Source organism: Acetobacter malorum, from assembly GCF_002153605.1.
GTDB classification, from domain to species: domain Bacteria; phylum Pseudomonadota; class Alphaproteobacteria; order Acetobacterales; family Acetobacteraceae; genus Acetobacter; species Acetobacter malorum_A.
This window is the reverse complement of the sequence record NZ_JOPG01000010.1, coordinates 68,173-93,430: the sequence shown is the minus strand read 5'-3', so window position 1 is coordinate 93,430 and position 25,258 is coordinate 68,173. Positions and strand designations below refer to the sequence as shown.

Below are 25,258 nucleotides of genomic sequence, written 5' to 3'. Positions count from 1 at the left end.
CATGGCTGCATGTGCGCTGACAGTTGGTGGCGTTGTGGCTGCTGGTCTGCCGTCAGCCGCTCATGCGCAGGCGTCGGTTCTGCTCAAGAACCAGTCCGCAAAAGCTGTGGTGGAAACTGTTGACCATGATGCGCGTGAGCTTCTGCTGCGTGAAGCCAACGGTCACCTCATCACCATCGAATACGGTTCTGCCGTGCGCGATCTGCCGCATGTAAATGCGGGTGACAAGCTGAGCATCCGCTTTGTGGAAACGCTGGGCGCTGAAATTGCCCCGCCGGACAGCCCGCTGCCGGAATCCACGCTGACGACCGCCAAAGGCTACGTGCATGGCCACCCGCGCGGTGTGATTGCAGCGTTCCGTCGTGAACGCGCGACTGTGCAGAGCATTGACCTTGCAACCCACACCCTGTCCTTCGTGACGACGGATGGTGAGTCTCACATTGCCGTGTTGCGCATCAAGGCGATGCAGGACTTCATGGCGACGCTGAAGGTTGGCGACGTCATCGACATTACCCGTACGGAATCCATCTCCTACGTCATCCTGAACGATACAGCTGCTCCGGCTGCTGACCCGAATGCTCCGGGTGTCCAGGCTCCGGCAGATGCAGCCAATGCCGCTGCTGCGGGTGCAGCTGCAACGGTTCCGGCCGTGCCTGCCGTTCCGGCTGCACCGGGCGTTCCCGCGGCTCCCGCCGTGCCGGCAGCGCCTGCTGTGCCGTCTGCTCCGGCAGTGTCTCCGGCTCAGTAACGCTTCTGATTTTTCTCAGGGCTTACAAAAAAGGCGTCCCGTTTGGGGCGCCTTTTTTAATTTGAAAACTATAAACATTTCTCTGTTGTTTTGTGTAATGTATCGACAACCACGTAGTTTTTTCATGAGTTCATTACGGAGTTGTCCTATAAATATTCCATACTTCTTTTATGAATCTAATATTATACTGAATTGTGTTGACGGTTTATTTTGTAATTTTTCTGATTTTTTCTATTATAAGTTATTTCGAGGAGAGGTGGATTGTCGGGCAACACTTTTCTATTAAAGGGATTATTTTTATAAATAGTTTAGGTTTCTTTTAAGTAATGTATCATATTACTACTTTTCTTGTGTTCTCCTTGTAAATAAAATTTACCATTGTCCTGTGATATGTGGTTAAATACAGTGCTTGTCATTTTATCATCTCCTAATATAACTAAATTATCATCTATTACTTTCCAGTATCGTTCGTTGGAATTATTATATCCTCTAATATTTCCAGATATATCGAATTTTAATTTTTTTGCCCATTCTGCATGCGGTTCGATTCGACCAAAACTCCACGTCCGCACAATAAGTTGGCTTTCTAACGGTGTAATATCATGCAATCCAAAAATTTCTTGGATACGCTGGAATGATAAAAATTGTGTAAATAAGCTATTTGCAAAATATGTATCATTCTTCAAACAGGGAATTATATGATCCCCATGTAACTTCACTAAGTGCCGTGAGCCAGAATCTATATACTCTCTCAAGTCATCAGAAACCAAGATAGAAGGATTAAAATTATCTTGCATCCCAAATAATACATTAATGTATTTATTGAACTTTTTCCCATAAAGTTCTTGTGCTATGGCATTGTCTTCGATGTGATTGATATTTTTCCCTTCCGCATTTTTATACAAAGATCCATGGCCGGTTGGGCGAGTATGAGAAATAGGATATTTATCATAAATAAATGCGAGTTCCCGCTTTTCCCAAAGCAAGTGCTGCCAATAATATTCTATTCCCCATATAGGATATGCCTCAAATTCTTTTAATGTATCTCGCAAAAATTCACGGCTCATTATTGGCGACATACATTCTACAAAATCAGTGCCCCGTAGCATCAAATCTATATTTTGGAACATAACGGGATGCGTATAAAAACTGTCTGCTGTTAAAGAGGGAGCAGACAAAACTGGACGGTATTTATTTATAAAAGAAATTATTCCATCGGCAGTTTCATGGCTAATTACGAGATCATCCTCAAAAAGCCAGAAATAATCGTAATTCTCTAGAATATTAGGATTTGTATCTAAAAACTTTTTTATTCCAGTAAGTTTTGTACCTTCAAAAAAAGCTTCGTAATCAGGAGAGTCTTCAGAGAAATTGCTATCATCGTAATATATAAAGGCAATATCCATTATTTTTCTTAAGCGGTATATCCATGATTTATGAATTGATTTCTTTCCTAATCTTAAAAGCATTAGATGTTTCATCATGAAGTCCTTTTTGTTTTGAATGTTGTGTACTTTTTGGCTATCTATTTTCCTTTCTTTTATGGCTTAAAATCAAAATCATGACAATAATCTTACTGGATTTTTTGAAGGGTTTACCCAAGGTGGCACTGTCGAAGTTATTCGCTATCTTAAATCAATCAAAATAAAAATGGCTGACCCTGTATCAGTTAAATTTTGGGAAATAACAAAAACTCCATACATGTTTGCATGAAAACAAGCTGGAGGGGTCGAAGAACCGTAAATTACAGACTTTTCTGCCTGATTTTTAAGGTGAAGGTTGGCGTTGAAGGTTTTGGATGATAATTTTTCGCTCTGCGTTTTGAGCAGAGCGGTGGTTTCATGCTCTGGATTGCTACGCAGGGGCATTAATCCTTTCCCGGAAGAGAAATCGGCACATATTTATAGACGATATTGGCCATTCCGATCCTCATGGTGGTTCGTGTAATACCGACGGCGCGTATGAACAGTCCCATCTGTGATTTCTGATCAGCAAAGACATGCTCGATACGCGACCGGATGACGGACTTTCCGGCGTTGGATTTCTGGATATGTCGTAGCATAGGCTTGAGATGCGACTTTTTCCTGTGAGCCTTTGAGACAAAGCCATGCTTTTCCATGAAGTCATCATTGGCTTGTGAGTGGTAGGCCATATCCGCCCAGACTGTTGATGCCATACTGGTTTTGTCTAGTAGGCCCTCGTATAGTCTGGCGCCATCGCTGGCCGGCGCATCGGTCGCCTTCCATTTACAGATCAGCCAGAATTTTCGGTCGATACCTGCGATTTATAGCCAAAGAACGGAATGGCCAGATCTGTTGCGGGCATATTCCTGTCCTCCTACCGCTTCGCTTTCGTGAACTTCAGTGTCCATCGCGCATGAGGGTCCTTGTGGGACAGCTTTGACGGCTTGGTCTGCCAGTCCTGTGGGATCCGTCTCTCCCGCAAATCCGTCTTTATCATCGTTGGTATTGCGCTGCTTTGCCGCCGCTATCAGTGTAGCGTTCAGGATTTGGCCTGACATCGGCAGATAACGGGGCGTTGCGCAGGGTCGCATCAAAGCGATCAAACAGTCTTTCAATTGCTCCCGTCTGGGTCAGACGCTCGGGAAACAGCCAGACCATTTTGACATCAGGCATGCCGTCAGATAGCTCCAGACTACGGGAACGCATGAAGGACAGACGGTCATTGATCTGGTATTCTGTCCGTTCGTCGGACAGGTTGTTCAGCGCGTCTGGATGACTAGGCTCAGGACTCATTCTTTAAGATAGAAGATGCAGCTTGCTGCGATGTGGATTGCGGACATGAATGTATGAGCGCAGCGGTCGTATCTGGTCGCAACACGTCGCCAGTCTTTCAGCTTTGCGAACATATTTTCGATCAGATGGCGCTTTTTATACAGATGCCAATTGTAAGGTGGCTTTGATTTTCGGTTCTTTTTCGGCGGAATACAGGCTCTGATATTGCGTTCTGCAAGCGATAACCTGATCTGGTTGCTGTCGTAGCCTCTGTCACCGATGACTTCTTCTGTCTCCTCGGGGAGGTCTGCCAGAAGCACGTCTGCGCCTCTGAAGTCACTGACCTGCCCCGCAGTCAGATGTAGACGGACCGGTCGGCCCTGATCATCGCACACGGCGTGAAGTTTTGAGTTCAGGCCGCCTTTTGTTCGTCCGATATGGCGGGGAAAAGCCCCTTTTTGAGCAGCGACGCCGATGTCTGGTGCGCCTTGATGTGTGTTGCATCGATCATCAAACGCTTCGAACGGCCAGCCTGTTCTGTCAGGGCGACAAATATCCTGTCAAAGACACCCAGGCGGCTCCACCGGATGAAGCGATTATACAAAGTCTTGTGTGGACCATACGCTTTCGGAGTGTCTTTCCACTGCAGACCGTTACGGATTACATAAACGATCCCGCTCAGAACGCGCCGGTCATCCACGCGTGGCACTCCGTGCGCCAGAGGGAAAAATGGCTCAATCCGCTCCATCTGCCTCTCAGACAGCATAAACACATCACTCACAGGCCCACCCTCCATCGGTAAGCCTGTGAATCACAACCGCTCGCTCAGTTCAATAAATTACTAGGTCCTGAACCTAGGATTTTAAACGTCCATCCCGGATCAAGCGGCGAGTGCCCCCCCCCCCCTTGCGCTCGTCTGAACAGGCCAGAGCCTTGTCAAAATCAGAACGGAAGACTTCAAAATCCACAGTCCAGGAAAAGAGCCTCAAGTTAATCACCAAGCCCGCTCAGACGCGCCTTAACATCAAAAAAACCGGGCTGTTTCATCTCCCCATTCCTCCAGTCAGAACTGGAAAAACGGAATCACAGTGTAGGCCCCAATAACAAGAGGTTCTTCGAACCCTTCATGCGTGCCGACAAAACAGACAAAAATTTCAGCGCTATGATCTATCTCGTCGTTGCAATCATCGATTTACGATGAATTCCCATCAGCTTTAAACTGCAAACATAATTTGTCATCGCGGCACGCGGCGCGTCAACTGGCTCAGGTCACGCACTGCGCCACGGGCGGCGCTTGTGGTCAGAGCGGCGTAGGCTTTCAGGGCGGTGGAGACAACGCGGTCGCGCTTGGGCTGCCATGCGGCATCGCCCTTGTCATCCATCCGTTCACGCCGGGCAGAGAGTTCACTATCCGCTACAGCAACGGACAGGCGGCGGTTCGGGATGTCGATCTCAATCCGGTCACCTTCTTCTACCAGACCAATTACGCCACCTTCCCCTGCTTCCGGGGAGATATGGCCAATGGACAGGCCCGAGCTGCCGCCGGAGAAGCGACCATCGGTAATCAGGGCGCATTTCTCAGCCAGCCCTTTGGATTTCAGGTAGCTGGTCGGGTAGAGCATTTCCTGCATGCCGGGGCCGCCTTTGGGGCCTTCATACCGAATGACCACCACATCGCCGGCTTTGATTTTGTCGCTCAGAATGGCGGAAACGGCGTCATCCTGACTTTCAAAAATACGGGCCGGGCCAGAGAAGGTTTCAAGACCGGCAGCAACCCCCGCCGTTTTCACAATCGCACCGTCTTCGGCCAGATTGCCATACAGCACAGCCAGACCGCCATCCTGATTATAGGCATGGGCCCCATCACGAATGGCGCCGTTTTCCTGGTCCGTATCCAGCTCTTTATACAGGCTGGCCTGAGAGAACGCCTGCGTGGTGCGCACACCCCCGGGGGCAGCGCGGAAGAAGTCACGGGCATTGGCGTTGCTGGCACCTTCAGCAGAGCGGATGTCCCACGCAGCCAGACCGTCTTTCAGAGACGGTGCATGCACCATCGGGATTTCGTTATGCAGCAGGCCGAGGCGGTCGAGTTCGCCCATGATGGCGGGAATACCGCCAGCCCGATGCACGTCTTCCATATGCACATCCGGGCGGGACGGAGAGACCTTGCACAGATGCGGCACCTTGCGGGACAGGCGATCAATGTCCTGCATGGTGAAGGGCACTTCGCCCTCATGCGCTGCGGCCAGCAGATGCAGGACGGTGTTGGTGGACCCACCCATGGCGATATCAACGGACATCGCGTTTTCAAACGCCTTCATGGTGGCAATGCTGCGGGGCAGCACACTGGCGTCGTCCTGCTCGTAATAGCGGCGGGCCAGATCCACAATGCGTCTACCGGCTTCCACAAACAGTTCGCGCCGCGCAGCGTGGGTGGCCACAAGCGTGCCATTGCCGGGCAGGGAAAGGCCGAGGGCTTCCGTCAGGCAGTTCATGGAGTTGGCGGTGAACATGCCGGAGCAGGAGCCGCAGGTCGGGCAGGCCGAGCGTTCAATGGTCTGCGAATCCGCTTCGCTCACGCTCGGGTTGGCGGCGGCGACCATGGAGGTCACAAGGTCGGCCCGCTGTTCGATATCATCCAGCGTGACGCGGCCAGCTTCCATCGGACCACCGGAGACAAAGATGACCGGAATGTTCAGCCGCATTGAGGCCATCAGCATGCCGGGGGTGATCTTGTCACAGTTGCTGATGCACACCAGCGCATCCGCACAATGCGCGTTGACCATATATTCCACGGCATCGGCAATCAGCTCACGCGAGGGCAGGCTGTAGAGCATTCCGCCATGGCCCATGGCAATGCCGTCATCCACCGCAATGGTGTTGAACTCGCGGCCAATACCACCGGCTTCCGCAATGGCCTCGCACACCAGCTGGCCCATGTCCTTAAGGTGCACATGGCCGGGCACAAACTGCGTGAAGGAGTTGGCGACGGCAATAATCGGCTTGCCGAAGTCGGAATCCTTCATGCCTGTGGCGCGCCACAGGCTGCGTGCGCCAGCCATGTTGCGGCCATGGGTGGTGGTGCGGGAACGGTAACCGGCCATTGCGGGGGTCTCTCTGGTCAATACAACAAAAGGGTAGAAATGAACGGCCCGATCTCAGGCAGGCCGACAATGCGGGCGCGCATCCTACGCCATAAGTGGGGCTGTGTCAGGGTGTGGGGAAGGGGTGAGGGACATATTCGGTGTAAAAGTGCTACAGTTTCATGACATTTGTTGCGTATGGGGGAGATTGTGAGTCCCTCTGGTTGCAGGCAGCCGGGGGGTTCAGTATTGCTCCCCATTCCCGACCTGTAGATCGGAACGGAGTGCAGATGGACGGAACCGCAGAGCAGCCCACACAGGCTGAACCGCCTCAGATAACCCGGCGCTGGGATGGTGACGCCCTGTTCAGAACGCTGGTCGTTCTGACAGGCATCAGCGTGCTCATTGTGCTGGGCGCCATCATCACCGTTATGGTCACTGGGGGATGGAAAGCCTTTTCCACTTTTGGGCCGGGCTTTTTTGTCACCGCCATCTGGAACCCGGTTACCCAGCATTTTGGGGCTGTGGCTCCGGTGTTCGGCACGCTGGCCAGCAGCTTTCTGGGGCTGGTGATTGCCGTGCCGCTGGCGTTTGGTACCGCTTTCTGGCTGACGGCGCTGGCTCCGCCTGCCATCTCCTCCGTCATTGGGATGGCCGTGCAGCTTCTGGCCGCTGTGCCTTCCATCATTTTCGGCATGTGGGGCTTTTTTGTGCTGGTGCCGGTCATGGCGCATTACGTGCAGCCCACTGCCCGCCATATGTTTGGGCATGTGCCTGTGCTGTCTGCACTGGTGAGCGGTGCACCGTTTGGCACGGGCCTGCTGACCGCAGGGCTGGTGCTGGCCGTTATGGTTGTGCCGTCCATTACCGCCGTGATGCGCGATGTGTTTGTGTCCATGCCGACCGTCCTGCGTGAGAGCGCTTACGGTCTGGGCGCGACCCGCTGGGAAGTGATGCGTCAGGTTGTGCTGCCCTGGTCCCGTCAGGGTGTTGTGGGCGGCATTGTGCTGGGCATGGGCCGCGCCATGGGGGAAACCATGGCTGTGACGTTCGTGATCGGGGATAGCAACCATATTGGCTGGTCCCTGTTTGCCCCGGCCAACACCATTGCCTCCCTGATTGCTCTGGAATTCCCGGAAAGCCCGGCAGGCAGCCTCAAGCTGTCCTCGCTGATGGCGCTGGGAGCCATTCTGATGGCCATTTCCTTTGTGACGCTCTGGGTGTCCCGCATTCTGCTGGCCCGGGGTGAAGCCCGCGCAGGAAAACGCTCATGACGCGCCCGGTATTCTCGCAGGCCGCAGAGCGGCCGCAGCGGTCCAGCGTTCTGGCTCTGCGCCGCAAGATGATCGACAAGCTGGCAACCGGCATGAGCTGGCTGGCCATGCTGATTGTGGTGTTTGTGCTCGGCTCCATTCTGTGGACGCTGCTTAAAAACGGTTTGCCGGGTCTGACCCTGTCCCTGTTCACCCGCTCCATGGGGGCTCCGGGGACGGGTGGTGGTCTGGCCAACGCTATTGTCGGCAGTCTGCTGCAAACAGGCCTGTCCATTCTGCTGGGTGCGCCTGCCGGCCTGCTGACAGGAATTTTTCTGGCGGAATACGGGGCGGACAGCAAACTGGCCCGGACAGTGCGGTTTGTGTCGGACATGCTGCTCTCTGCGCCGTCCATTCTCATCGGCCTGTTTATCTACATGGTGCTGGTGGAACCGTTCGGGCACTTCTCCGGCTTTTCCGGTGCTGCGGCGCTTTCGCTCATGGCCATGCCGATTATTGTGCGCACAACGGAAGACATGCTGCGGCTTGTCCCCGTTTCCATGCGTGAGGCTGGTATTGCGCTGGGTGCGGCCAAATGGCGCGTTATTCTGTTTATCTGTGTGCGGGCCGCGCGCGGTGGCATCATGACCGGCGTGCTGCTGGCCATTGCCCGCGTGGCGGGTGAGACAGCGCCCCTGCTGTTTACCTCACTGGGGAATTCCGAATGGTCTCTGGATATGCGGCGCCCGATGGCCAGCCTTCCGGTGGCGATTTATCAGTATGCAGGCTCCGCTTATCAGGACTGGATGCAGCAGGCATGGACCGGTGCCCTGCTGGTCACGGTGGGTGTGCTCATTATTAATATTGTGGTGCGGGTTGGCATCCGCGGAGGACGGACATGAACGAGAACACCATGCAGGCTATCGCGTCGGCTGATGGGGAAGCGGAGGCCTTAGCCTCTGCGGTGTCAGGTCGCCCGATTGCCATCCAGGTGAACAATCTGGATTTCTATTACGGCAAGACCCACGCGCTGCATAACATTACGCTGGGCTTTCCCGAGCGCAGCGTAACGGGGATGATCGGCCCGTCTGGCTGCGGCAAATCCACCCTGCTGCGCGTGCTCAACCGGATGTATGATCTGTATCCGGGCCAGCGCGCCACGGGTGAGGTCATGTTCTCCGGCCAGAATATTCTGGGCAGCGGGCTGGATCTGAACGCCCTGCGTTCCCGCGTGGGCATGGTGTTCCAGAAGCCGACCCCGTTCCCCATGTCGATCTATGACAACATCGCCTTCGGTATCCGCCTGCATGAGCGTGTGTCCCGGTCCGAAATGGACGGACGAGTGGAAGACGCCCTGCGCCGTGTGGCTCTGTGGCCGGAGGTGAAGGACCGTCTTCAGGCTTCTGCCACAGCTCTTTCCGGCGGCCAGCAGCAGCGTCTGTGCATTGCCCGCACCATTGCCGTGCGCCCGGAAGTGATTTTGCTGGATGAGCCGACCAGTGCGCTGGACCCGGTCTCTACCGCGCGCATTGAGGAACTGCTGGACGAACTCAAAACCGAATTCACCATTGCCATCGTCACGCATAACATGCAGCAGGCTGCCCGCTGTGCGGATCAGGTGGCTTTCTTCTATCTGGGTGAACTGGTGGAAGTGGACAGCACGGCGCGGATGTTCACCGCCCCGCGTGAAAGCCGCACACAGGACTACATTACCGGCCGCTTCGGCTGAACAGGGAGGACACACTCATGGGGAACGAACCCGCGCATACCGTCACCCGATATGATCAGGAGCTGGACCGTCTGCGTGGGCTGGTGGCCCGCATGGGTGGTCTTGTGGAACGCCAGACCGCGCGGGCGATTGCCGCCGTGGTGGATCAGGATGAAGAAGCCGCTCTGGAACCGCCGGAGCTGGATGTGGAAGTGGATGCTCTGGAGCGTGAGGCGGAGAGCCTTGCCATCCGCATTCTGGCCCTGCGTGCGCCCATGGCGGTTGACCTGCGGGTGATTATCGCTGTCCTGAAAATTACAGGCGATTTCGAGCGGATCGGGGATTACGCCTCCAGCATTGCCCGCCGGGCGCTGAAGGTGGAGCCGCTGGATGGTGCGCTGTCCTTTGGGGCGCTGCGCAACATGGCGCGTCTGGTGCAGGAAAACCTGCACAGTGCCATTGAGGCCATGGTCAATAATGATAGCGAATGCGCCATGCAGGTCTGGGGCTCCGATACGGCCATTGATGAGCTCTATACCGCCATGTTCCGTGAACTGGTGACTTACATGATGGAAGATCCGCGCAAGATCAGCCCCTGTATTCACCTGCTCTTCGTGGCTAAAAATTTAGAACGTATTGGCGACCACGCCACCAATATTGCAGAGCGTGTTTATTACGCGGTAACCGGGGAAATGCTTCCCGCGCTGCGTCCGCGTGGCGGGGCCGCAAAAAAGAGCGGCTGAGGCGACCTGAGTGCGTCCTGTCGTGCAGACTGAGAAAAGGGCAGGGCGTGCGTAAAACAGGCTGGATGGGCATAGCGTCTCTGTTGGCGCTGGCCGGATGTGCAGAACAGAACGGGGTGTGTCAGGTCTCGACCCTTGGGGATCTCCCCGTTCTGAACAAACAGGGCTCCCCCATCGTCGGTGTGACAATCAACGGGCATGATGCCGCGATGATTGTGGATAGCGGGGCCGATATTTCCATGATCTCGGAAGAGGCCAGCAAAAATTTCGGCCTCGTGGATACCGGGCACGTCCTCAATATTAGTGGCGTGACGGGAGAGATGCTCTCCCCCATCATGCAGGCCGATAAAATGGGGCTAGGCTCCGGCACGAGTGGCGAAGTCTATCTGACGCAGGCCAAACGGTCTTTTGGTGGCACGATTGCGGGGCGACCTGTTGTTGGCCTGTTTGGGGCCGACTTCCTTCAGTCTTATGATGTGATGTTCAACCTCCCTGCCGGGAAGATTGCGCTCTATCAGCTCAGCGGATGCAAAACCCCAACGCCTACGTGGGAAGGACCGTCTTCAAAGGTCGACTGGTATCGTCTGGGGACGCACGAACTCCGCATCGGCACGACCATACGTCTGAACGGGAAGAAGATTGACGCCATGCTGGACAGTGGTGCCTGGCACACGTCCGTACTGCCGTCTCAGGCGCGGAAAGCTGGCGTTTCAAAGGACGATCTGGCGCAGGACATTACGTTCACGTCCACCGGTGTTTCCGGCAAACGCAGAGACGGCGGCCATCTGCACCGTTTTGCCAGCCTGCAGATAGGGGATGAACTGTATCCCAACCCGCTGCTTGGCATTTCACCCATTGAAACGAATGGTTACGCTCTGCTGGGGGCGGATTTCCTGCGGCATAACCGGGTCTGGGTGTCCTACCGGCATGAGCAGCTCTATATCCAGCGCCTCCAGCCACCAGAGCAGGATCATACGTTTGATCTGCGCATAAAGCCGAAAAACGTGCCTGCAGCGGGTGGCGAGCCAGCGGTGCCCGTGTCTGCACCATTGCCGCGTATTTCTCTGAGGGACGCGGCTTCCTCGGGGAACGTGCCTGCGGCCAGTGCCCCTGCCGGCGTACCCGTCACAGCGTCACCAGTTCCTACGCCCTAAAGTTCGGATACGGCGCATCGGGTGTGAAAAAGGTCTCTCAGACGACTATCTGAAAGACCTTTTCAGGCAGATTGTTAAGGCGCGTGGACCGTCAGACCCAGTTGCTGTGCGATCTGCGGTGCTGAGGGCAGCATGCTCAGGCTGGCGGCAATGGCCATCAGTGGCACTGGCTGCTGCGGGCGAAGTGCGATGGTCAGCGGGCCACTGCCCGGATGGGCTAGATAGCTGACAAACTGCGGTACGGGTGCGTTCGGGTCACTGCCCTGCGGAACCAGATCGGTCTGGAGGGACGTTGTGAACTCCTGCGGCGTTATGCCTCGTGCTTTGGCGGAATTTGCCAGCACTTTAGGCACCAGCCCGTGGTCCTTGTAGGACAGGTTCATGCTCGTCACCTGCATGTCGGCAGCGCCGGCAGAGAGCAGGGCAAGGGTATTGGCCTCGCTGAAATCCCCATCCAGCGTCAGGCGGCCCATATCCGGGGCATCCAGACTGAAAGTGTCGATATGGAGTTTGTCGGCTTTGTAGTCATGCGTCAGGTTGAGCACCAGCGACCCACGGAAATGGTCATAACCCAGCGTGGGCAGCAGGGAGAGGTTGGGCACGGCCGGCCACAGTTCCAGCCCCTGAACGCTTGAGACTTCCTGTTCCGACGCTTCGGAATGGGTCGCGTGGGAAGACACCTTGGCGACATGCATCAGCGGGCCTGTGCCATCAATAGCCAGACCATCCACCTGAATGTCCCGCACGCCATTACGCGGCGTATAGGGCATGTTGTAGGTGAGGTTATTATAAAGGCCAGCCAGATCCACGCCGTCCACCAGAACGGATTTTGCGCTGATCTGGCGTCGCGGCGCGACATTGGTTGCCAGCTTCAGGTCACGGGCGTCCAGATGCGAGGCTTCATCATTGCCGTAATCATCCACCGTCAGGCGGGCCGCCGAGATGTCCGATTGCAGGCTGCTGATAAAGCCATGCAGTGTGCTGGCATCCACATGCTTGATTTCCAGCCCCTGCGGAGGCGTGCCGTGTTTCTCATCCCCGCTGGTGGGCAGCGTGACGCCATCCAGAGCCAGATCGTCCATGCGCAGGTTGCCGGAGGTGTCTGTCAGCTGGAACTTGTGGAAGACAAGATGGCCGATTCGTCTGGCATCATCCCCGGTGGTGCTGACTTTGGAAATTTCCGCGTCATCCGCCGTAATGCTTTCCTGCCCCTGCCGGAACACCAGTGCGGTGAACTTTACACTCCGGCCCAGCAGGCCGGGCCATGCCTTTTTATAGGTGAGGGATGCGTCCGGCCCTAAGGTCTGGCGGAAGCTGTTGATGCTTTTTTCCAGCATAACATGCTCGGCATGGCGCGCGGCCAGCCATCCAACACAGGCAAGGGCTGCAATACCAGCAACCGTAACAGGAACATGTTTCTTCACCAGGTAGGAATCCTGCTTGTTTTTACAAAGAAAGTCTTCAACGCATCTCCCCGTGTAATGCACGGGTGAGGGGGCTGCAAGTCTGGGTTCGGTAATATGTTACCGTGTGAAAAACTGTTGATTTTACGGGGGTGAACGCCGATTGCTCTTGACGAAGGGCTTTTGCACACGCATAAGGCGCCCATCTTCAAAGCTTATAGTCTTAACGGAATCACACTCTCATGAAGACCACCCTCTCGCTGAAACCCGCGGAGGTGACGAAGAACTGGATCCTGATCGATGCCGAAGGCCTCGCTCTGGGTCGTCTGGCCGTCATCATCGCGAACCGCCTGCGCGGCAAGCACAAAGCTCAGTTCACCCCGCATGTTGACTGTGGTGACCACGTTGTTGTCATCAACGCCGAAAAAGTGGCGCTGACGGGCAACAAAGCTGGTCAGAAGCTGTTCCACTACCACACGGGTTACCCCGGCGGCATCAAGACCCGCACCATTGCACAGCGTCTGGAAGGCAAGAATCCGGACCATGTTGTGGTGAAGGCTGTTGAACGCATGATCACCCGTGGCCCGCTGCAGCGCCAGCAGATGCGCAGCCTGCACGTCTACGCTGGTGCAGAGCACCCGCATGACGGCCAGCAGCCGCAGAAGCTGGACGTTGCGGCTATGAATCGCAAAAACGTCGTTAACGCGCAGAAAGGCTGAGCATCATGTCTGAAACTCAGGAACGTACAGGCACGCTGGCTGATCTGAAAGACGTGGTTGCCACGGCTCCGGAAGCCCCTGTCTATGAAGTCAAACGCGATGCGCAGGGCCGCTCCTACGCAACGGGCCGTCGTAAAGACGCCGTGGCTCGCGTGTGGATCAAGCCCGGTAAAGGCGACATCACGGTTAACGGTCGTCCCGTTGGCACGTATTTCGCACGCCCCGTGCTGCGCATGCTGCTGACGCAGCCCTTCCTGGTGGCTGACCGCTACAACCAGTTCGACGTGGTTTGCACCGTCGTTGGTGGTGGTCTGTCCGGTCAGGCTGGCGCTGTTCGTCACGGTATCAGCCGCGCGCTGACGCACTACGAACCCGGTCTGCGCAGCATTCTGAAAGCTGCTGGCTTCCTGACGCGTGACTCTCGTCAGGTTGAACGTAAAAAATACGGTCGCGCCAAAGCACGTCGTTCCTTCCAGTTCAGCAAGCGCTGATCCGGCAAGGGCGTCCGCTTACAGCAACGTCAGAAGAAGGCGGGAGAGGGAAACCTCTCCCGCCTTTTTTTATTGTGCAAAACAGAAAATTAAGAAAAATAGTAAAATATATAAAAACAATATTGTTTGTTTTTTCTTTATTTTGTTTTACTTTTAAAAATTTATTCTTATAATTCGTGTAAAAAATCAGAACGAATTCTGTACGAATACTGTAAAAATCGCATACATGAACATAAGTTAAATATGTGGATATGCTGTAAAGATTTATAAAAATGAGCAGAGTCAATTTTATGAATTGAAAAAAATATGTCCGAACTAATTGTATCTAGCGGTACCACGGTATCACGTGTTTTCCTGCAATCCGGAGATCGACTGAATGTTCTCTCCGGTGCTCAGGTCAGCAACATTGATGTTGTTTCGGGATCTGAAGAAAAGATTTTTGCCGGCGGCAGTGCGACGGATGATACGATTGTGGGAGGACTGGTTTATAACGCCGGTACCAGCATCAGTGCGACGCTCATGGCCGGAGAAATGGATGCCATTGGCTCAGGTGCCGTCATTTCCTCCGCCAGTGTGACTGGTGGAATGATTGCTTCTGTTTCTGGAGGTATGCTTCTCAACAATAAAGTGATTGTAGGGACGGCGTATGCCCTGTCCGGGGGTATTAACTCCGGTAATATTATCAACTCACATGAAATAGTTGAGGCTGGCGGTGTCGCGCGAGGAGAAACAGTTACAGGTCTGAATGCTGCGATTATTGCCGGTGGCAACGGTGCTCTTGTTGAGAGTAGCGTGGTGCAGATGGGAGTCATTCTGGCCGAAAATGGTGCTGTTGCCTCAGCAAATAGTGCGTCTCAAATTGGCGAAATACACACCATTAATGGCGGATACGTTACGGCGAATATTTTTGACGGTTCAAGTGTTGGTATCGCCTATAGTGGAGGTTTTGTTTCTGGAAATATTTTCCAGGGGCATGCTCAGTTACAGGCCAGTTCTGGTGGTGTTGTAGAAAATAATACTATTCAGGGGCCAGCGCAGGTTGTCGTTTTTGCTTCAGGTGTGGCGCAGCATAATGTGCTCACCGGATCGTCAGCGCTAGAGGTGGTTTCTGGGGGTGGCCTTGCGTTGGGGGAAGTCGTCTCCGGTGCATCTGCAGAACTGGATGTCATTGGCTCAGGCGCTGTAGCATCAGGGACGCAGGTTTACTCTGGGACGTTGTTTGCTACATCTTCAGGTTTATTGTCGGCTAGTATTATTTCGGGCGGCGTTGAGCAAATTATCAGTGGTGCTCAGGCGCGGGGAGATATTCTGGCATCCGGGGCTTGGCTTGATATCGGATCCGGTAGTTTTGCCACCTCCCAAACCATTCTTTCAGGTGCATCTGCTGGCGTAGAAGTGGGCGGCGTGGGGCTGACTTCCAGCGTGATCTCTCAAGGTGGCGTTGTTGCTGTTACTGGAAGTGGAGCATTTTCAGACAATTACGTGGGAGGTCTGGTCAAGCTAGATCAGAGTGCTCACGCCACAGGTAATAAAATTGCTGGTGAAGAGGATTTGTCAGGCACTGCAAACGCGACCTCTGAAACGGTTTTGTCTGGTGGCTATCTTGTTGCTGTTGGAACAAGTAATACAGTTACAAATACGACAGTTTCCAATGGGATGCTTGCCGTCGTAAGTGGAAGCTCCTTTGCTTCGGGCAATACTATTTCAGGCCCACAGGCTCAGTTTATTATTGGACAAAGTGCAGCTGTTCCTTTTGTGAATCTGGGCGGCGTAGTGTCTGCTGGTGGCAACGTGATTGAAGGCGGAGCTCAGGCGCAAATCCGGGGTACAGGGGTTGTCTCTGGCGATACTGTGCGGGACGCCTCTGTGGATGTGATCGGGAGCGCCGATCACATGACGATTGAGAATAGTCTCGTACGCGTTGAGTATGGCGGCACACTGACCAATACAGATATTACGTCTGGCTCCACTTTACAGGTGTTTGATAGCGGTACGACTACGCTCAGTAATGTGACGATTGATGTGGGTGCCAAACTTCAGTCCTGGGCAAACAGTAATGAAACATCGCAGTTCACTGTAAGTGGCAATAAACTTATTATCAGTGATCAGGGTGGGCAGCACACGCAGACTCTCACCATCAATGGTAATCCGGATCAGTTACTTCAGGTCGCACTTGTTGATAGCAGCACCGGCCTGTTCGAGCTTGAAGAAGGCACACCGTGCTATTGCCGTGGCACACTGATTGAGACTGATAAAGGCGAAGTGCCGGTCGAATACCTGAAGATTGGCGATATGGTCCGCACATTGCGGCATGGTTTCCGCCCCATTCGCTGGGTTGGCCGTCGTGCTTATTCCGGCCAGTTTGCAGCCGGGAATCGTGATGTTCTCCCCGTTGTTTTCCGGGCGGGCTCTCTGGGCAAAAATTTGCCTAAGCAGGATCTGCAGGTTTCACCCTTGCATGCCATGTATCTGGATGGTGTTCTGGTACCTGCCATTGCTCTGGTAAATGGCCGTTCCATCGTGCAGGCCAGAGCGATGGATGAAGTGGCATATTTCCATGTTGAACTGGAAAGCCATGATGTCATTTTTGCTAATGGGGCAGAATCTGAAACTTTTGTGGATGATGGCTCTCGCGGCATGTTTCACAATGCGGAAGAATATAACCGCCTCTATCCAGACGCAGAGCGTCCAGCCATTGTCTATTGTGCACCGCGAGTGGAAGAAGGGGCACGTCTGGCAGCTATTTGTCAGAAGCTGGAAGCTCTGTCAGGTAAGGCCATGCCCGGCACAGGACCGCTGGAAGGGTATCTGGATAATGTGACGCGGACGCGCCTGACGGGTTGGGCTTTTAATCCGGAAACCCGGAAACCAGTTCGGTTGCAAATTCTTGATCGTGGTGTGGTGCTGGGAGAGGTCATTGCCAACCAGCCACGTGCAGATCTGGATCGTGCCTGTGCATTTGAGTTTGAAATTCCTGGCGGACTTTCCCCGCTGGAACGGCATGTTCTGGAAGTGCGCCGGGTAGAAGACCATAGCATGCTGGCGAATACGCCGTGGATGCTGGATCAGGCTGAAATGCAGCCATTACAGGCAATTGTGGCTGCTTATCCGGCTTCTCCCCTTAAAGGGTATGTGGATACGGTCAGCCGGGACCGGTTGGCTGGCTGGGCGTTTAGTCCGGCAACCCCGGATGGGCCGGTGGCTCTGCAAATTCTGGATAATGGCCAGCTTGTTGCCTCGGTTACGGCAAATGCTCTGCGGCCTGATGTGCGTAATGCCGGGGCCTGTCCAACAGCCCGGTGCGGGTTTGATGTTCTGTTCCCAGCCGCACTTTCACCGTTTACCCGGCATGTTATTGAGGTGCGTCGGGAACAGGATGGCGCCATGCTCGGTAGGCCTCATGTGCTTGAGCCTGTGGGGGTGTTTGATCCTGCTCTTGAAGACGTGGTGAGCCGTGCTGTGGCTTCCATTTCTGATACGTGCGATCAGGATCACATTCTGTCCTTCCTGCTGGGGCAGGTGGAAAAACTGTCTCAGGCCAGAGCGCAGGCGGATAGTGGGCAATATGTGCGGGATATTCAGAGCCTGCGTCAGCGGCGGGGGCTGACCACAGCTGCGCCTGCCGTGCGTCGGCGTGTGCTGGTTATTGATAGCCAGCGACCAGATGCAGGGCGTGATGCGGGCTCTCATGCCGTTCTATCGCATATGCAGGCCTTTCAGGCATTGGGCTATGAAGTGAGTCTGGTTGCTGCCGACCAGATGACAGGGTCTGACAAACTTGAGGGTGCTCCCGGAGTGAAAGTGCTGGCTGGGCCGGTTTATCACTCGGTGGAGGACGTGCTGCGCCGACAGGCTAACAGCTTTGATATGGTCTATCTGCATCGGGCTGATAACGCGACTCGTTACCTTGCTCTGGCCCGTATGCATCAGAAAAAAGCCCGTATGGTCTATAATATTGCTGACCTGCATTGCCTGCGTCTGACCAGGCAGGGGCGGGTGCAGCAGCGGCCTGAAGTACAGGCCCGGGCAGAAAGGATGAAGCTGGCGGAATACGCCGCTATTCTGCAGGCGGATGTCGTGCTGACACACTCCGCAGTGGAAGCGGAACAGATCCATATGGATGTGCCGCAGGCGAACGTGCACGTGGTGCCCTGGGCCGTGCCGGTGCGTGGCCGTGTTCCGGGTTTTGCAAAGCGTTCCGGGGTGGTGTTCCTCGGGAATTATGCGCATGCCCCTAATGCAGATGCAGCACGCTGGCTGGTGGAAAAAATCATGCCACGGGTATGGAGGCAGGATCGTTCTGTGACCTGCTTCCTGGCGGGTGCTGAAATGTCAGACAGCATTCATGCTCTGGCGCGCCGTGGTGTGGAAACGCTGGGGAAAGTGGATGACCTTGATGCACTGTTTGATAGCGTGCGGCTGAGTGTTGCGCCGCTGCGCTTTGGTGCAGGGATTAAAGGCAAGGTTCTGGATAGCTTTGCTGCGGGTGTGCCATGCGTCATGACCCCGATTGCAGCAGAAGGGCTGATGCTCCCCAAAGCAGTGATGGACGGTCTGGTGCGGGAAAATGCAGATGATCTGGCGCAGTTGATCCTGCGTCTGCACAAAAGGCCGGCGCCGCATGCCAGCATGAGCCGTTCAGGGCGTGCCTGTGTGCGGGAAGGCTGGACAGAAGCAGCTGTGCAACAGGCGCTGGCAACAGCACTTCAGCCTCTTACACGAGGTATGTATGTGCTGGCAGGTTAAGAAGGTTCTCTGAAAATTCCCCCTTGCACGGAGAGGTGTAAGGGGGAATTTTTTGTTTCAGGAGGTTCCGTAAAGAGTTGTCAGCTTACTCTAGGGAGCGAGAAACGCTTTCACATCCCGCGCAAGAGCGGCACGGCTGTCCGGGCGGGTATAGAGCATGTGGCCGCCGGGGTAGGTGTGCAGGCCAATGCGGTTACGGCCTACGGGGATATGTTCCGTCACCCAGCGGGCACTGGCAAACGGGCAGGCCAGATCATAATAGCCGTTGGCAATAAAGATCCGCAGAGTCGGGTTTAAGGCCAGCAGGCGGCGCAGAACGGGAATCTGGTGTGCCATGGGCTCGCCATCGCCCCGGAAGTCCCATGCGGCATTTACCTTCATGCTTAGCAGTTCGTAAGACAGATCCGTCCGATAGTTGAGCGTCTTGCTGGCATACTGCTCAAACGCGCTGCCATAGGCCCGGCCAAAACCGGAAAGGGTCGGGTCCGGGCTGTCACCATTATCCACACCTTCTGGGAAGGGGTCTGCAATGGAGACGGTCGCGTCATACAGGGTGTAAAGGCGTCCGTCGCGGCTGCGGACATCATGCGCCATGGGCTGCGGCTGGCCGCGTTCCTTGGCAATGACATCCTGCGGCAGGCCGGTGTGGTTGGCGACCTCTTCATAAAAATCACGCGCGGCGTCGCCCGTTGGCGGGGTGTTGGCCAGAGTGGAGAGGTACGGGCCGAGGGCGTAGTGATAGGCTTCATCCAGCTGATGCGCTGCCGTCTCCGGCGTTAGCTTGTGCTGCATGGCGAGTTTGGCGGCTTCAAAGGACGGCAACGTGAGGGCTGAGGCCAGAATGCTGTTGCTGGTATCCAGAAGTCCCATGTCCAGAGCCGGAGAGATCATGATGATGCCGTTCACCATCAGATTCTGCTGCTGTGCCAGGGCTTCTGCGACCTCAATGGAGCGAATACCGCCGTAGCTTTCCCCGACCAGATAACGCGGAGAAGTCAGGCGGCCATTGGTGTTGGCCCAGAGCTGAATGGTCTTGGCAAAGGCTTTGGCATCCTGTTTGACGCCATAAAAGGTTTTGTCGGCTGTTTTGGGGTCGGTGGGTGTGGACCAGCCGGTGCCGGGCGCGTCAATAAACACCATGTCGGTGTCTGGGAGCCAGCTATCCGGGTTGAGCCCCAGACGGGCATTGGCCCCATCGGTCGGGTTGCCTGCCGGGAAGGTTAGCGCCGTGGGGCCAGCAGCACCCAGATGCAGGTAAGCTGTCGCGCCGCCGGGCCCACCATTGAAGAAGAAGGACACCGGCCTCTTCGCCGGGTCCGCGCCATCCTGCGTATAGGCCACGTAAAAAATGCGGGCTGTGGGTTTTCCAGCATCATCCCGCAGCACAAGCGTGCCGGTGTGGGCCGTGTAGCTGATCTTGTGACCTGCAAATGTATCCGTGTGGTGGGTTATGGCGTCATCCGGCAGCAGAGCCGCGGCTCCGGTAAACTCCTTTGGGGCCGCTTTGGGGGCGTCAGCATGGGGGGCGGCGGGTGGCGTGGCTGGGGCGGCGTATACCGGGGCGGCAGACACGCAGAGCGCCGTGGCCAAAGCAAGTCCGACCCGTTTTTGCGGTCTGCGCATGTGTTTGCAGAGTAAAGAAGGCTTTATCATCAGGGTTTATTCTCCAAACACAGAAAAAAATATGAAGGCATGAGAGCAACTCTGCCCTGCTACGGCGGAATGGGCCATTTTTTGACAAAATTTCCTGTCTAAACCATGCCTGTCTTCCTGAGCGTGCTCAGGAACTATGGAAGGAATATTTATGCAGTTCATTCGGAAAATCGCCATTATGGGGTTGCCGCTTGCAACGGCTCTGGTTTCAGCCACAGCCGCCTACGCCGATCCTTGCCTCTCCCTGACCTCTTGCGCCCAGCAGCAGGTGCAGCAGGGAGTGGAGAATACGCGGAATGCCGTCAAGACTGATACCAACCAATTTTCATCCAACCTGAAAAATGCCCGTCAGTCCGCACAGGATCAGGCGAAGGCGCGTTGGAATAATGCGAGTGATGCCACCCGCCAGAAGTGGGAAGCGCAGCGCGATAAGGTGACCAACGCAGAGCAGAACGCGAAGGATAAGTGGAACAACACGAACGAGGAAACCCGCAAAAAGTGGGAAGCTCAGCGGGACAAGGTGACCAACGCGGAACAGAACGCGAAGGATAAGTGGAACAACGCGAACGAGGAAACCCGCAAAAAGTGGGAAGCGCAGCGTGACAAGGTGACCAACGCGGAACAGAACGCGAAGGACAAATGGAACAACGCGAGCGATGAGACCCGTAAGAAGTGGGAAGCGCAGCGTGACAGCGTGACCAACGCCGGCAAGAACGCGCAGAACAAATGGAACAGCACCGGGCAGAATGCGAAAAATGCCTGGAAGAGCCAGAAAGACCGCATCAAGTCCGACTGGAAAGATGCCACGACGGTGCCTCAGCTCTAAGGCGCTGAGCGTTTAGGCAAGAAAAAGGCCCCTTCCTTTCGGGAGGGGCCTTTTTTGCATCCGATCAAAGATCAGAAGGCTTTGCGTTTCCGGCTGGACGGGCCGCTTTTGCTAAAGCCACCGCCGCCACCCTTGCGAGGCGGGCGACCACCCGGGCCACCGGCACCACGCGGCGGACGGCCACCGTCACGGCCAGCACCACCACGCGGCGGAGCGGAGGGCTCTACCGTAATTTCATCAGCATCGGCGCCAGCAGCGCAGGACTGGAAGCGCTCGGCTTTATCCTGTGCAATTTCAACCAGCGTGTGGTCCGGCTGAATGCGGATCGCCCCGATATCCTGCTTGCGGATGCCGCCCAGACGGCAGAGCATCGGCACCAGCCATTTCGGGTCTGCGCGGTCTTCACGGCCAACAGACAGGCGGAACCATGAACCCGGCTCACGCGGGCCACGGTGGTCACCCTCTTCGTCATCCCGGCGGGTGCGTTCACGCGGGGCTTTTTTGACAGAGCCCGGAGAAATAACGCGCACGCTGGTGGGTTCCGGCAGGTTGGCGCGCCACATGGCAATCAGAGCCGCAGCAAGCTGATCGGCAGAGTGAGCTTCCGTCAGCTTGGTGATCAGCTCATGCATGCCACCGGATTCCGGCACGGCAATGGAGAGCTGCGGGGCAGACAGAAGGCGCTCGGCGTCAGCCTTGGCAATATCTTCCGGCGTCGGTGCGCCACCCCATTCTGCCGTAACCTTCGCGCCTTCCAGCAGGCGTTCAGCCAGCCTTCTGCGTGAGGGCGGAACCAGCAGCACACAGGTGCCTTTGCGCCCGGCGCGCCCGGTGCGGCCTGAACGGTGCAGCAGGGTGGCAGGGTTGGAGGGCAGGCTTGCATGAATCACCAGACCGAGGTCGGGGATATCAATGCCACGGGCGGCCACGTCGGTTGCCACGCAAACGCGGGCCTGACCATGACGCAGGCTTTCAATGGCGCGGCTGCGTTCGTTCTGCCCGAGGTCACCAGAGATGGCGACGGAGGAGAAGCCGCGCTGCGTCAGGATGCCCTGCAACTGCCGCACCGCTTCACGCGTGTGGCAGAACACAATGGCGGTGGGAGACTCCATCTGGCGCAGCACGTTGACGATGGTGTTCGCCATGTCGGACTGGTCCGTCAGCACGGCGCGGTAGGTAATGTCCGTGTGCGGTGCGCTGCCGCTCTGCGTATCAATGCGCAGGGCGTCCGTCTGATAACGGCGGGCCAGATTGGCAATGTCCCGCGCAATGGTGGCGGAGAACAGCAGGGTGCGGCGTTCCGGCGGTGCGGCTTTCAGCAGGGTTTCCAGCTCATCGCGGAAGCCGAGATCAAGCATTTCATCCGCTTCATCCAGCACCACGGCGCGCAGGCTGGACAGCTTGAGCTGCCCGCGGGAAAGATGGTCACACAGGCGGCCCGGCGTGCCGACAACAATGTGGCAGCCAGCATTCAGGGCACGGGCTTCCACGCGGGGTTCCATACCACCAACGCAGGAGACAATGCGGGCACCGCTGGAGGCATAGAGCCATTCAAGCTCATTGCGCACCTGCAGGGCGAGTTCACGCGTGGGGGCAATCACCAGAGCCAGCGGCGCGCCCGGCGGGGGGCAGCGGCCATTGTCATCCAGCAGGGTGTTCGCCATAGCCAGACCGAAGGCAACGGTTTTGCCGGAGCCGGTGCGGGCTGAAACAAGAAGGTCCCGACCTTCGGCGTCAGGGGCCAGAACGGCGGCCTGAACTGGGGTTGCGGATTCGTACCCGCGAGCGGCAAGAGCGCTCGCAAGAGAGGCGGGGGCATTCTGAAAAGGCATTCTACTTTAGGTCCAGGCAACAAGATGTATGGGGGGATAAAGGTTCCCCGCATGAATGGCCAGAGGCCTGGCCGGAGAACTTTTGCCCTAAGCGCTTATCGGTAAGCGTGGTGTGTTACTGGAACGGCAGGTAACGGAAGTCCAGAAATATCTGACTCATACTTGTATCCGGCCCCCCGCCCTGACCCTTCCAGGCGTCCCTGCGGGAGTAGGCAAGCTGGGCTCCGGCTTCCACCGTTCCGTAATGTCCTTTGAAGAAGCGATACCATGCACCGACGGTCGCTTCCATGACGCTGCGGGTGTTGGCCGTGCAGCCCAGAGTGGACAATTCGGTCTCACACCCGAGGTTGGAATAATTGGGGTTTCCGTAGCCATACGCCCCACCGCCATAATTGGAATAGCGGCGTCCGGCTTCCTGATACCCAAAGAAGCCATACACATCCACACGCGGCGTGGGGTGGGCAATCACGCCGCCCGTGGCCTGAATGGAGGGGATGGGGGCAACGTCACCATCGGCTTTCAGCGTGGCGTCAGGCAGCAGCACAGAGCCGTAGCGGCCTATGCCAACCCCGGCCAGTCCGGCCAGACGCACTTCCACCTTATGCGGCAGAACCGGCAGCACCATGGACCCACCGCCGCCGCCAGCAATGGCAGTATTGTTATGGCCCTGCCCGAGGGAGGCTACGCGGTCATGCGGGAAATGCAGGATGCCCACGGCTTCGTAATGGCCCCAGTGCGGGTCCCACGCGACCTTGCCGATCACATCCGGCGCAATCTCGTTGGAGAAGGGGGCATCATTGGTCAGGCCCGTGCCGTTACTGCTGACGGTCGCGGTCTTGCCGTTGGGCAGCGTGACGGTGCCATCGGAATTGGTAAAGCCGGTGGTATCATACAACGTGGCAGAGTTTTCGATGGACAGGCCCAGCCACAGGCGGTGCTGGAGGAAATCCTTCACAAACCGGAACTGCAACTGCCGCGCCCATGTCTGGCCCGCCAGCATGGAAGACTCGACAGTTTCCGGCAAACTTTCCTGACGCGGAATAATACCGATACGGCCCGGCGTGAGCATGCTCCACGCCTGACCGGCGAGGAAGTGGAAGTTCAGGTCACTGTTATCATACGCCAGATAGGCCTGCCGCATGCGGAAGGCGTAGCTGTTGCTTTCATAGGCGTCGGTCGTGGCCGCACCAGCCCCGAAGTCCATTTCAAAAAAGCCGGAAATGGTAGAGTGCGTATCCACATTGCCACGGGCCATGAGCGAGATACGACTGTAGCGCGCGCTGCCTTCAAAATTGTTGGTGTGGTAGCGGGACTCGTTGGGATACGGCATCGCCTGCCAGTAGTTGAAGGTGCCGGAGGGCACGTGGCGGTTTTCCACCACGGCGGACGCATCCAGAAAGCCACCCAGAATGAGGGTGACCGGCCCCATATGGAATACACCGTGGTCACCCAGCGCACCGGCGGCCTGTGCGCCCGCTGTTTCACGCGCATGCGGGCCAACGCTGTTTTCGGCAATGCGGGAAATCATGTCTTCCGCACGGTGGCCAATCACGGCTTCCACATCCGGGTGGTCATCCTGACCGGAGAACACAGGTTGCGCATCCGGCCCCGTGGCGTGGCGTCCGGTATGATGCGCGGTGTTCATAGCCGTTGAGGTCGTGTCGGCCGATTCAATGCCCACATCTTCAGACCCCGTCTCCGGGGACCAGCCTTTATGGCTCGTGCCGCTGCCCGTGGTCGTGTTCCGCGCTGTTGTCAGCGTATGGTGGCTGCTCCCGCCAACGGCGGATTGTGTGGCGGAGCCACCGCTTCCGCCATGCGTCAGCGCAGCCCGGTGCGCGGCAATCTGCTTTTGCATGCCCACCAGTGCTTTCTGGAGGGCTTTCTGCTGCTCCTGAATTTGCGCCATCTGGTGTTCCAGCGCTTCCAGAGAGGCCGTTTCATCTTCCGCTGCGTAGGCCGTGCCGGAAAGCTGCGTGCTGAGCAGCCCTGTCGCCAGAATAGTGCCAACACAAAGCCATGTCCGCATCTGGCGTGATGCTGGCGCAGGCAGAAGAGAAAAGGTGGTCATTTCTTTAAATATTATCCCCGGAGCAGGTTCATTTATTGTTTGAAACCATTTTGCCGAGCCGTGCGTAAAGACTATTTTTTTAAAAAATAATTT

Annotated in this window: 18 protein-coding genes and 2 pseudogenes; 10 read left to right on the top strand and 10 right to left on the bottom strand. The window is 56.1% G+C overall.

Translation table 11 applies throughout. The annotated features are described in order from the left end of the window. Position 1 precedes the first annotated feature (1 nt). Positions 2–748 (top strand): hypothetical protein, encoded by a 747-nt coding sequence (locus HK23_RS05480; protein ID WP_086653241.1) that lies wholly within the window; start codon positions 2–4, stop codon positions 746–748. Positions 749–1,056: 308 nt separating this feature from the next. Here the strand turns inward: HK23_RS05480 and HK23_RS05475 are convergent, their stop codons facing one another. From HK23_RS05475 to ilvD, 6 genes and pseudogenes are all read right to left on the bottom strand, one after another. Beyond that, positions 1,057–2,229 (bottom strand): hypothetical protein, encoded by a 1,173-nt coding sequence (locus tag HK23_RS05475; protein WP_218777692.1) that lies wholly within the window; start codon positions 2,227–2,229, stop codon positions 1,057–1,059. Positions 2,230–2,373: 144 nt separating this feature from the next. Continuing rightward, entirely contained in the window at positions 2,374–2,616 is a 243-nt protein-coding gene (locus tag HK23_RS05470; RefSeq protein ID WP_086653188.1) for a hypothetical protein, read from the bottom strand. After that, positions 2,603–3,474 (bottom strand): annotated as a pseudogene (locus tag HK23_RS05465) (transposase); the annotation flags it as partial. The pseudogene HK23_RS05465 and the gene HK23_RS05470, both read right to left, overlap by 14 nt. 26 nt (positions 3,475–3,500) lie before the next feature. Next, a protein-coding gene (locus HK23_RS05460) for an IS5 family transposase (protein ID WP_143217492.1) occupies positions 3,501–4,264 on the bottom strand; the annotation gives its coding sequence in 2 pieces (ribosomal slippage) (positions 3,501–3,931 and positions 3,931–4,264; 765 coding nt in all). 118 nt (positions 4,265–4,382) lie between these two features. Next, positions 4,383–4,530 (bottom strand): annotated as a pseudogene (locus HK23_RS14940) (IS5/IS1182 family transposase); the annotation flags it as partial. 188 nt (positions 4,531–4,718) lie between these two features. Next, positions 4,719–6,587, bottom strand: a complete 1,869-nt coding sequence (gene ilvD, locus HK23_RS05455) for a dihydroxy-acid dehydratase (protein WP_086653187.1) — start codon at positions 6,585–6,587, stop codon at positions 4,719–4,721. A 269-nt stretch (positions 6,588–6,856) separates the two neighbouring features. On the opposite strand from ilvD, the gene pstC reads away from it, so the two are divergent. From pstC to HK23_RS05430, 5 genes are read left to right on the top strand one after another with little or no spacing between them, the layout of a single operon-like run. Continuing rightward, on the top strand, positions 6,857–7,840 hold the full coding sequence (gene pstC, locus HK23_RS05450; RefSeq protein ID WP_063906904.1) for a phosphate ABC transporter permease subunit PstC: 984 nt from the start codon (positions 6,857–6,859) through the stop codon (positions 7,838–7,840). Next, positions 7,837–8,721 carry a phosphate ABC transporter permease PstA gene (gene pstA, locus HK23_RS05445; RefSeq protein ID WP_063906903.1) on the top strand — a complete coding sequence of 295 codons (885 nt, stop codon included), beginning with the start codon at positions 7,837–7,839 and terminating at the stop codon, positions 8,719–8,721. The genes pstC and pstA overlap by 4 nt, the downstream gene beginning before the upstream one ends. Before the next feature lie 11 nt (positions 8,722–8,732). Further along, positions 8,733–9,548: a phosphate ABC transporter ATP-binding protein PstB gene (pstB, locus tag HK23_RS05440; RefSeq protein ID WP_086653240.1), complete on the top strand. Its 816-nt coding sequence runs from the start codon at positions 8,733–8,735 to the stop codon at positions 9,546–9,548. A 17-nt stretch (positions 9,549–9,565) separates the two neighbouring features. Further along, positions 9,566–10,270: a phosphate signaling complex protein PhoU gene (gene phoU, locus HK23_RS05435; protein WP_063906902.1), complete on the top strand. Its 705-nt coding sequence runs from the start codon at positions 9,566–9,568 to the stop codon at positions 10,268–10,270. Positions 10,271–10,317: 47 nt separating this feature from the next. Beyond that, positions 10,318–11,424 carry a retroviral-like aspartic protease family protein gene (locus tag HK23_RS05430; RefSeq protein ID WP_143217491.1) on the top strand — a complete coding sequence of 369 codons (1,107 nt, stop codon included), beginning with the start codon at positions 10,318–10,320 and terminating at the stop codon, positions 11,422–11,424. Positions 11,425–11,498: 74 nt separating this feature from the next. Here HK23_RS05430 and HK23_RS05425 read toward each other — a convergent pair whose 3' ends face one another. Next, positions 11,499–12,848: a hypothetical protein gene (locus HK23_RS05425; protein WP_086653185.1), complete on the bottom strand. Its 1,350-nt coding sequence runs from the start codon at positions 12,846–12,848 to the stop codon at positions 11,499–11,501. A 221-nt stretch (positions 12,849–13,069) separates the two neighbouring features. On the opposite strand from HK23_RS05425, the gene rplM reads away from it, so the two are divergent. The 3 genes from rplM (at position 13,070) to HK23_RS05410 (ending at position 18,783) form a co-directional block, all read left to right on the top strand. Continuing rightward, positions 13,070–13,546: a 50S ribosomal protein L13 gene (rplM, locus tag HK23_RS05420; protein WP_062141030.1), complete on the top strand. Its 477-nt coding sequence runs from the start codon at positions 13,070–13,072 to the stop codon at positions 13,544–13,546. Positions 13,547–13,551: 5 nt separating this feature from the next. Continuing rightward, positions 13,552–14,037 carry a 30S ribosomal protein S9 gene (rpsI, locus tag HK23_RS05415; protein WP_043549344.1) on the top strand — a complete coding sequence of 162 codons (486 nt, stop codon included), beginning with the start codon at positions 13,552–13,554 and terminating at the stop codon, positions 14,035–14,037. A gap of 306 nt (positions 14,038–14,343) precedes the next feature. Next, the gene (locus HK23_RS05410; protein ID WP_086653184.1) at positions 14,344–18,783 is read left to right on the top strand and encodes a Hint domain-containing protein; all 4,440 of its coding nucleotides are present in this window, start codon (positions 14,344–14,346) and stop codon (positions 18,781–18,783) included. A 90-nt stretch (positions 18,784–18,873) separates the two neighbouring features. Here HK23_RS05410 and HK23_RS05405 read toward each other — a convergent pair whose 3' ends face one another. Further along, positions 18,874–20,406 carry a S10 family peptidase gene (locus HK23_RS05405; protein WP_373270309.1) on the bottom strand — a complete coding sequence of 511 codons (1,533 nt, stop codon included), beginning with the start codon at positions 20,404–20,406 and terminating at the stop codon, positions 18,874–18,876. A 181-nt stretch (positions 20,407–20,587) separates the two neighbouring features. Between HK23_RS05405 and HK23_RS05400 the strand changes: the two genes are divergently transcribed. Then, positions 20,588–21,262, top strand: coding sequence for a hypothetical protein (locus HK23_RS05400; protein WP_086653182.1), 675 nt, complete (start codon positions 20,588–20,590; stop codon positions 21,260–21,262). Between the two features lie 71 nt (positions 21,263–21,333). On the opposite strand, the gene HK23_RS05395 is transcribed toward HK23_RS05400, so the two are convergent. Continuing rightward, positions 21,334–23,094 carry a DEAD/DEAH box helicase gene (locus HK23_RS05395; RefSeq protein WP_086653181.1) on the bottom strand — a complete coding sequence of 587 codons (1,761 nt, stop codon included), beginning with the start codon at positions 23,092–23,094 and terminating at the stop codon, positions 21,334–21,336. A gap of 115 nt (positions 23,095–23,209) precedes the next feature. Then, positions 23,210–25,165, bottom strand: coding sequence for a hypothetical protein (locus tag HK23_RS05390; RefSeq protein ID WP_063906895.1), 1,956 nt, complete (start codon positions 25,163–25,165; stop codon positions 23,210–23,212). Positions 25,166–25,258 lie beyond the last annotated feature (93 nt).

Bases quoted from the DNA above. Each gene is read 5' to 3' on its own strand.
- HK23_RS05480 (WP_086653241.1), top strand. From the start codon at position 2: ATGGCTGCATGTGCGCTGACAGTTGGTGGCGTTGTGGCTGCTGGTCTG.
- HK23_RS05475 (WP_218777692.1), bottom strand. From the start codon at position 2,229: ATGAAACATCTAATGCTTTTAAGATTAGGAAAGAAATCAATTCATAAA.
- HK23_RS05470 (WP_086653188.1), bottom strand. From the start codon at position 2,616: ATGCCCCTGCGTAGCAATCCAGAGCATGAAACCACCGCTCTGCTCAAA.
- ilvD (WP_086653187.1), bottom strand. From the start codon at position 6,587: ATGGCCGGTTACCGTTCCCGCACCACCACCCATGGCCGCAACATGGCT.
- pstC (WP_063906904.1), top strand. From the start codon at position 6,857: ATGGACGGAACCGCAGAGCAGCCCACACAGGCTGAACCGCCTCAGATA.
- pstA (WP_063906903.1), top strand. From the start codon at position 7,837: ATGACGCGCCCGGTATTCTCGCAGGCCGCAGAGCGGCCGCAGCGGTCC.
- pstB (WP_086653240.1), top strand. From the start codon at position 8,733: ATGCAGGCTATCGCGTCGGCTGATGGGGAAGCGGAGGCCTTAGCCTCT.
- phoU (WP_063906902.1), top strand. From the start codon at position 9,566: ATGGGGAACGAACCCGCGCATACCGTCACCCGATATGATCAGGAGCTG.
- rplM (WP_062141030.1), top strand. From the start codon at position 13,070: ATGAAGACCACCCTCTCGCTGAAACCCGCGGAGGTGACGAAGAACTGG.
- rpsI (WP_043549344.1), top strand. From the start codon at position 13,552: ATGTCTGAAACTCAGGAACGTACAGGCACGCTGGCTGATCTGAAAGAC.
- HK23_RS05410 (WP_086653184.1), top strand. From the start codon at position 14,344: ATGTCCGAACTAATTGTATCTAGCGGTACCACGGTATCACGTGTTTTC.
- HK23_RS05405 (WP_373270309.1), bottom strand. From the start codon at position 20,406: ATGCGCAGACCGCAAAAACGGGTCGGACTTGCTTTGGCCACGGCGCTC.
- HK23_RS05400 (WP_086653182.1), top strand. From the start codon at position 20,588: ATGCAGTTCATTCGGAAAATCGCCATTATGGGGTTGCCGCTTGCAACG.
- HK23_RS05395 (WP_086653181.1), bottom strand. From the start codon at position 23,094: ATGCCTTTTCAGAATGCCCCCGCCTCTCTTGCGAGCGCTCTTGCCGCT.
- HK23_RS05390 (WP_063906895.1), bottom strand. From the start codon at position 25,165: ATGACCACCTTTTCTCTTCTGCCTGCGCCAGCATCACGCCAGATGCGG.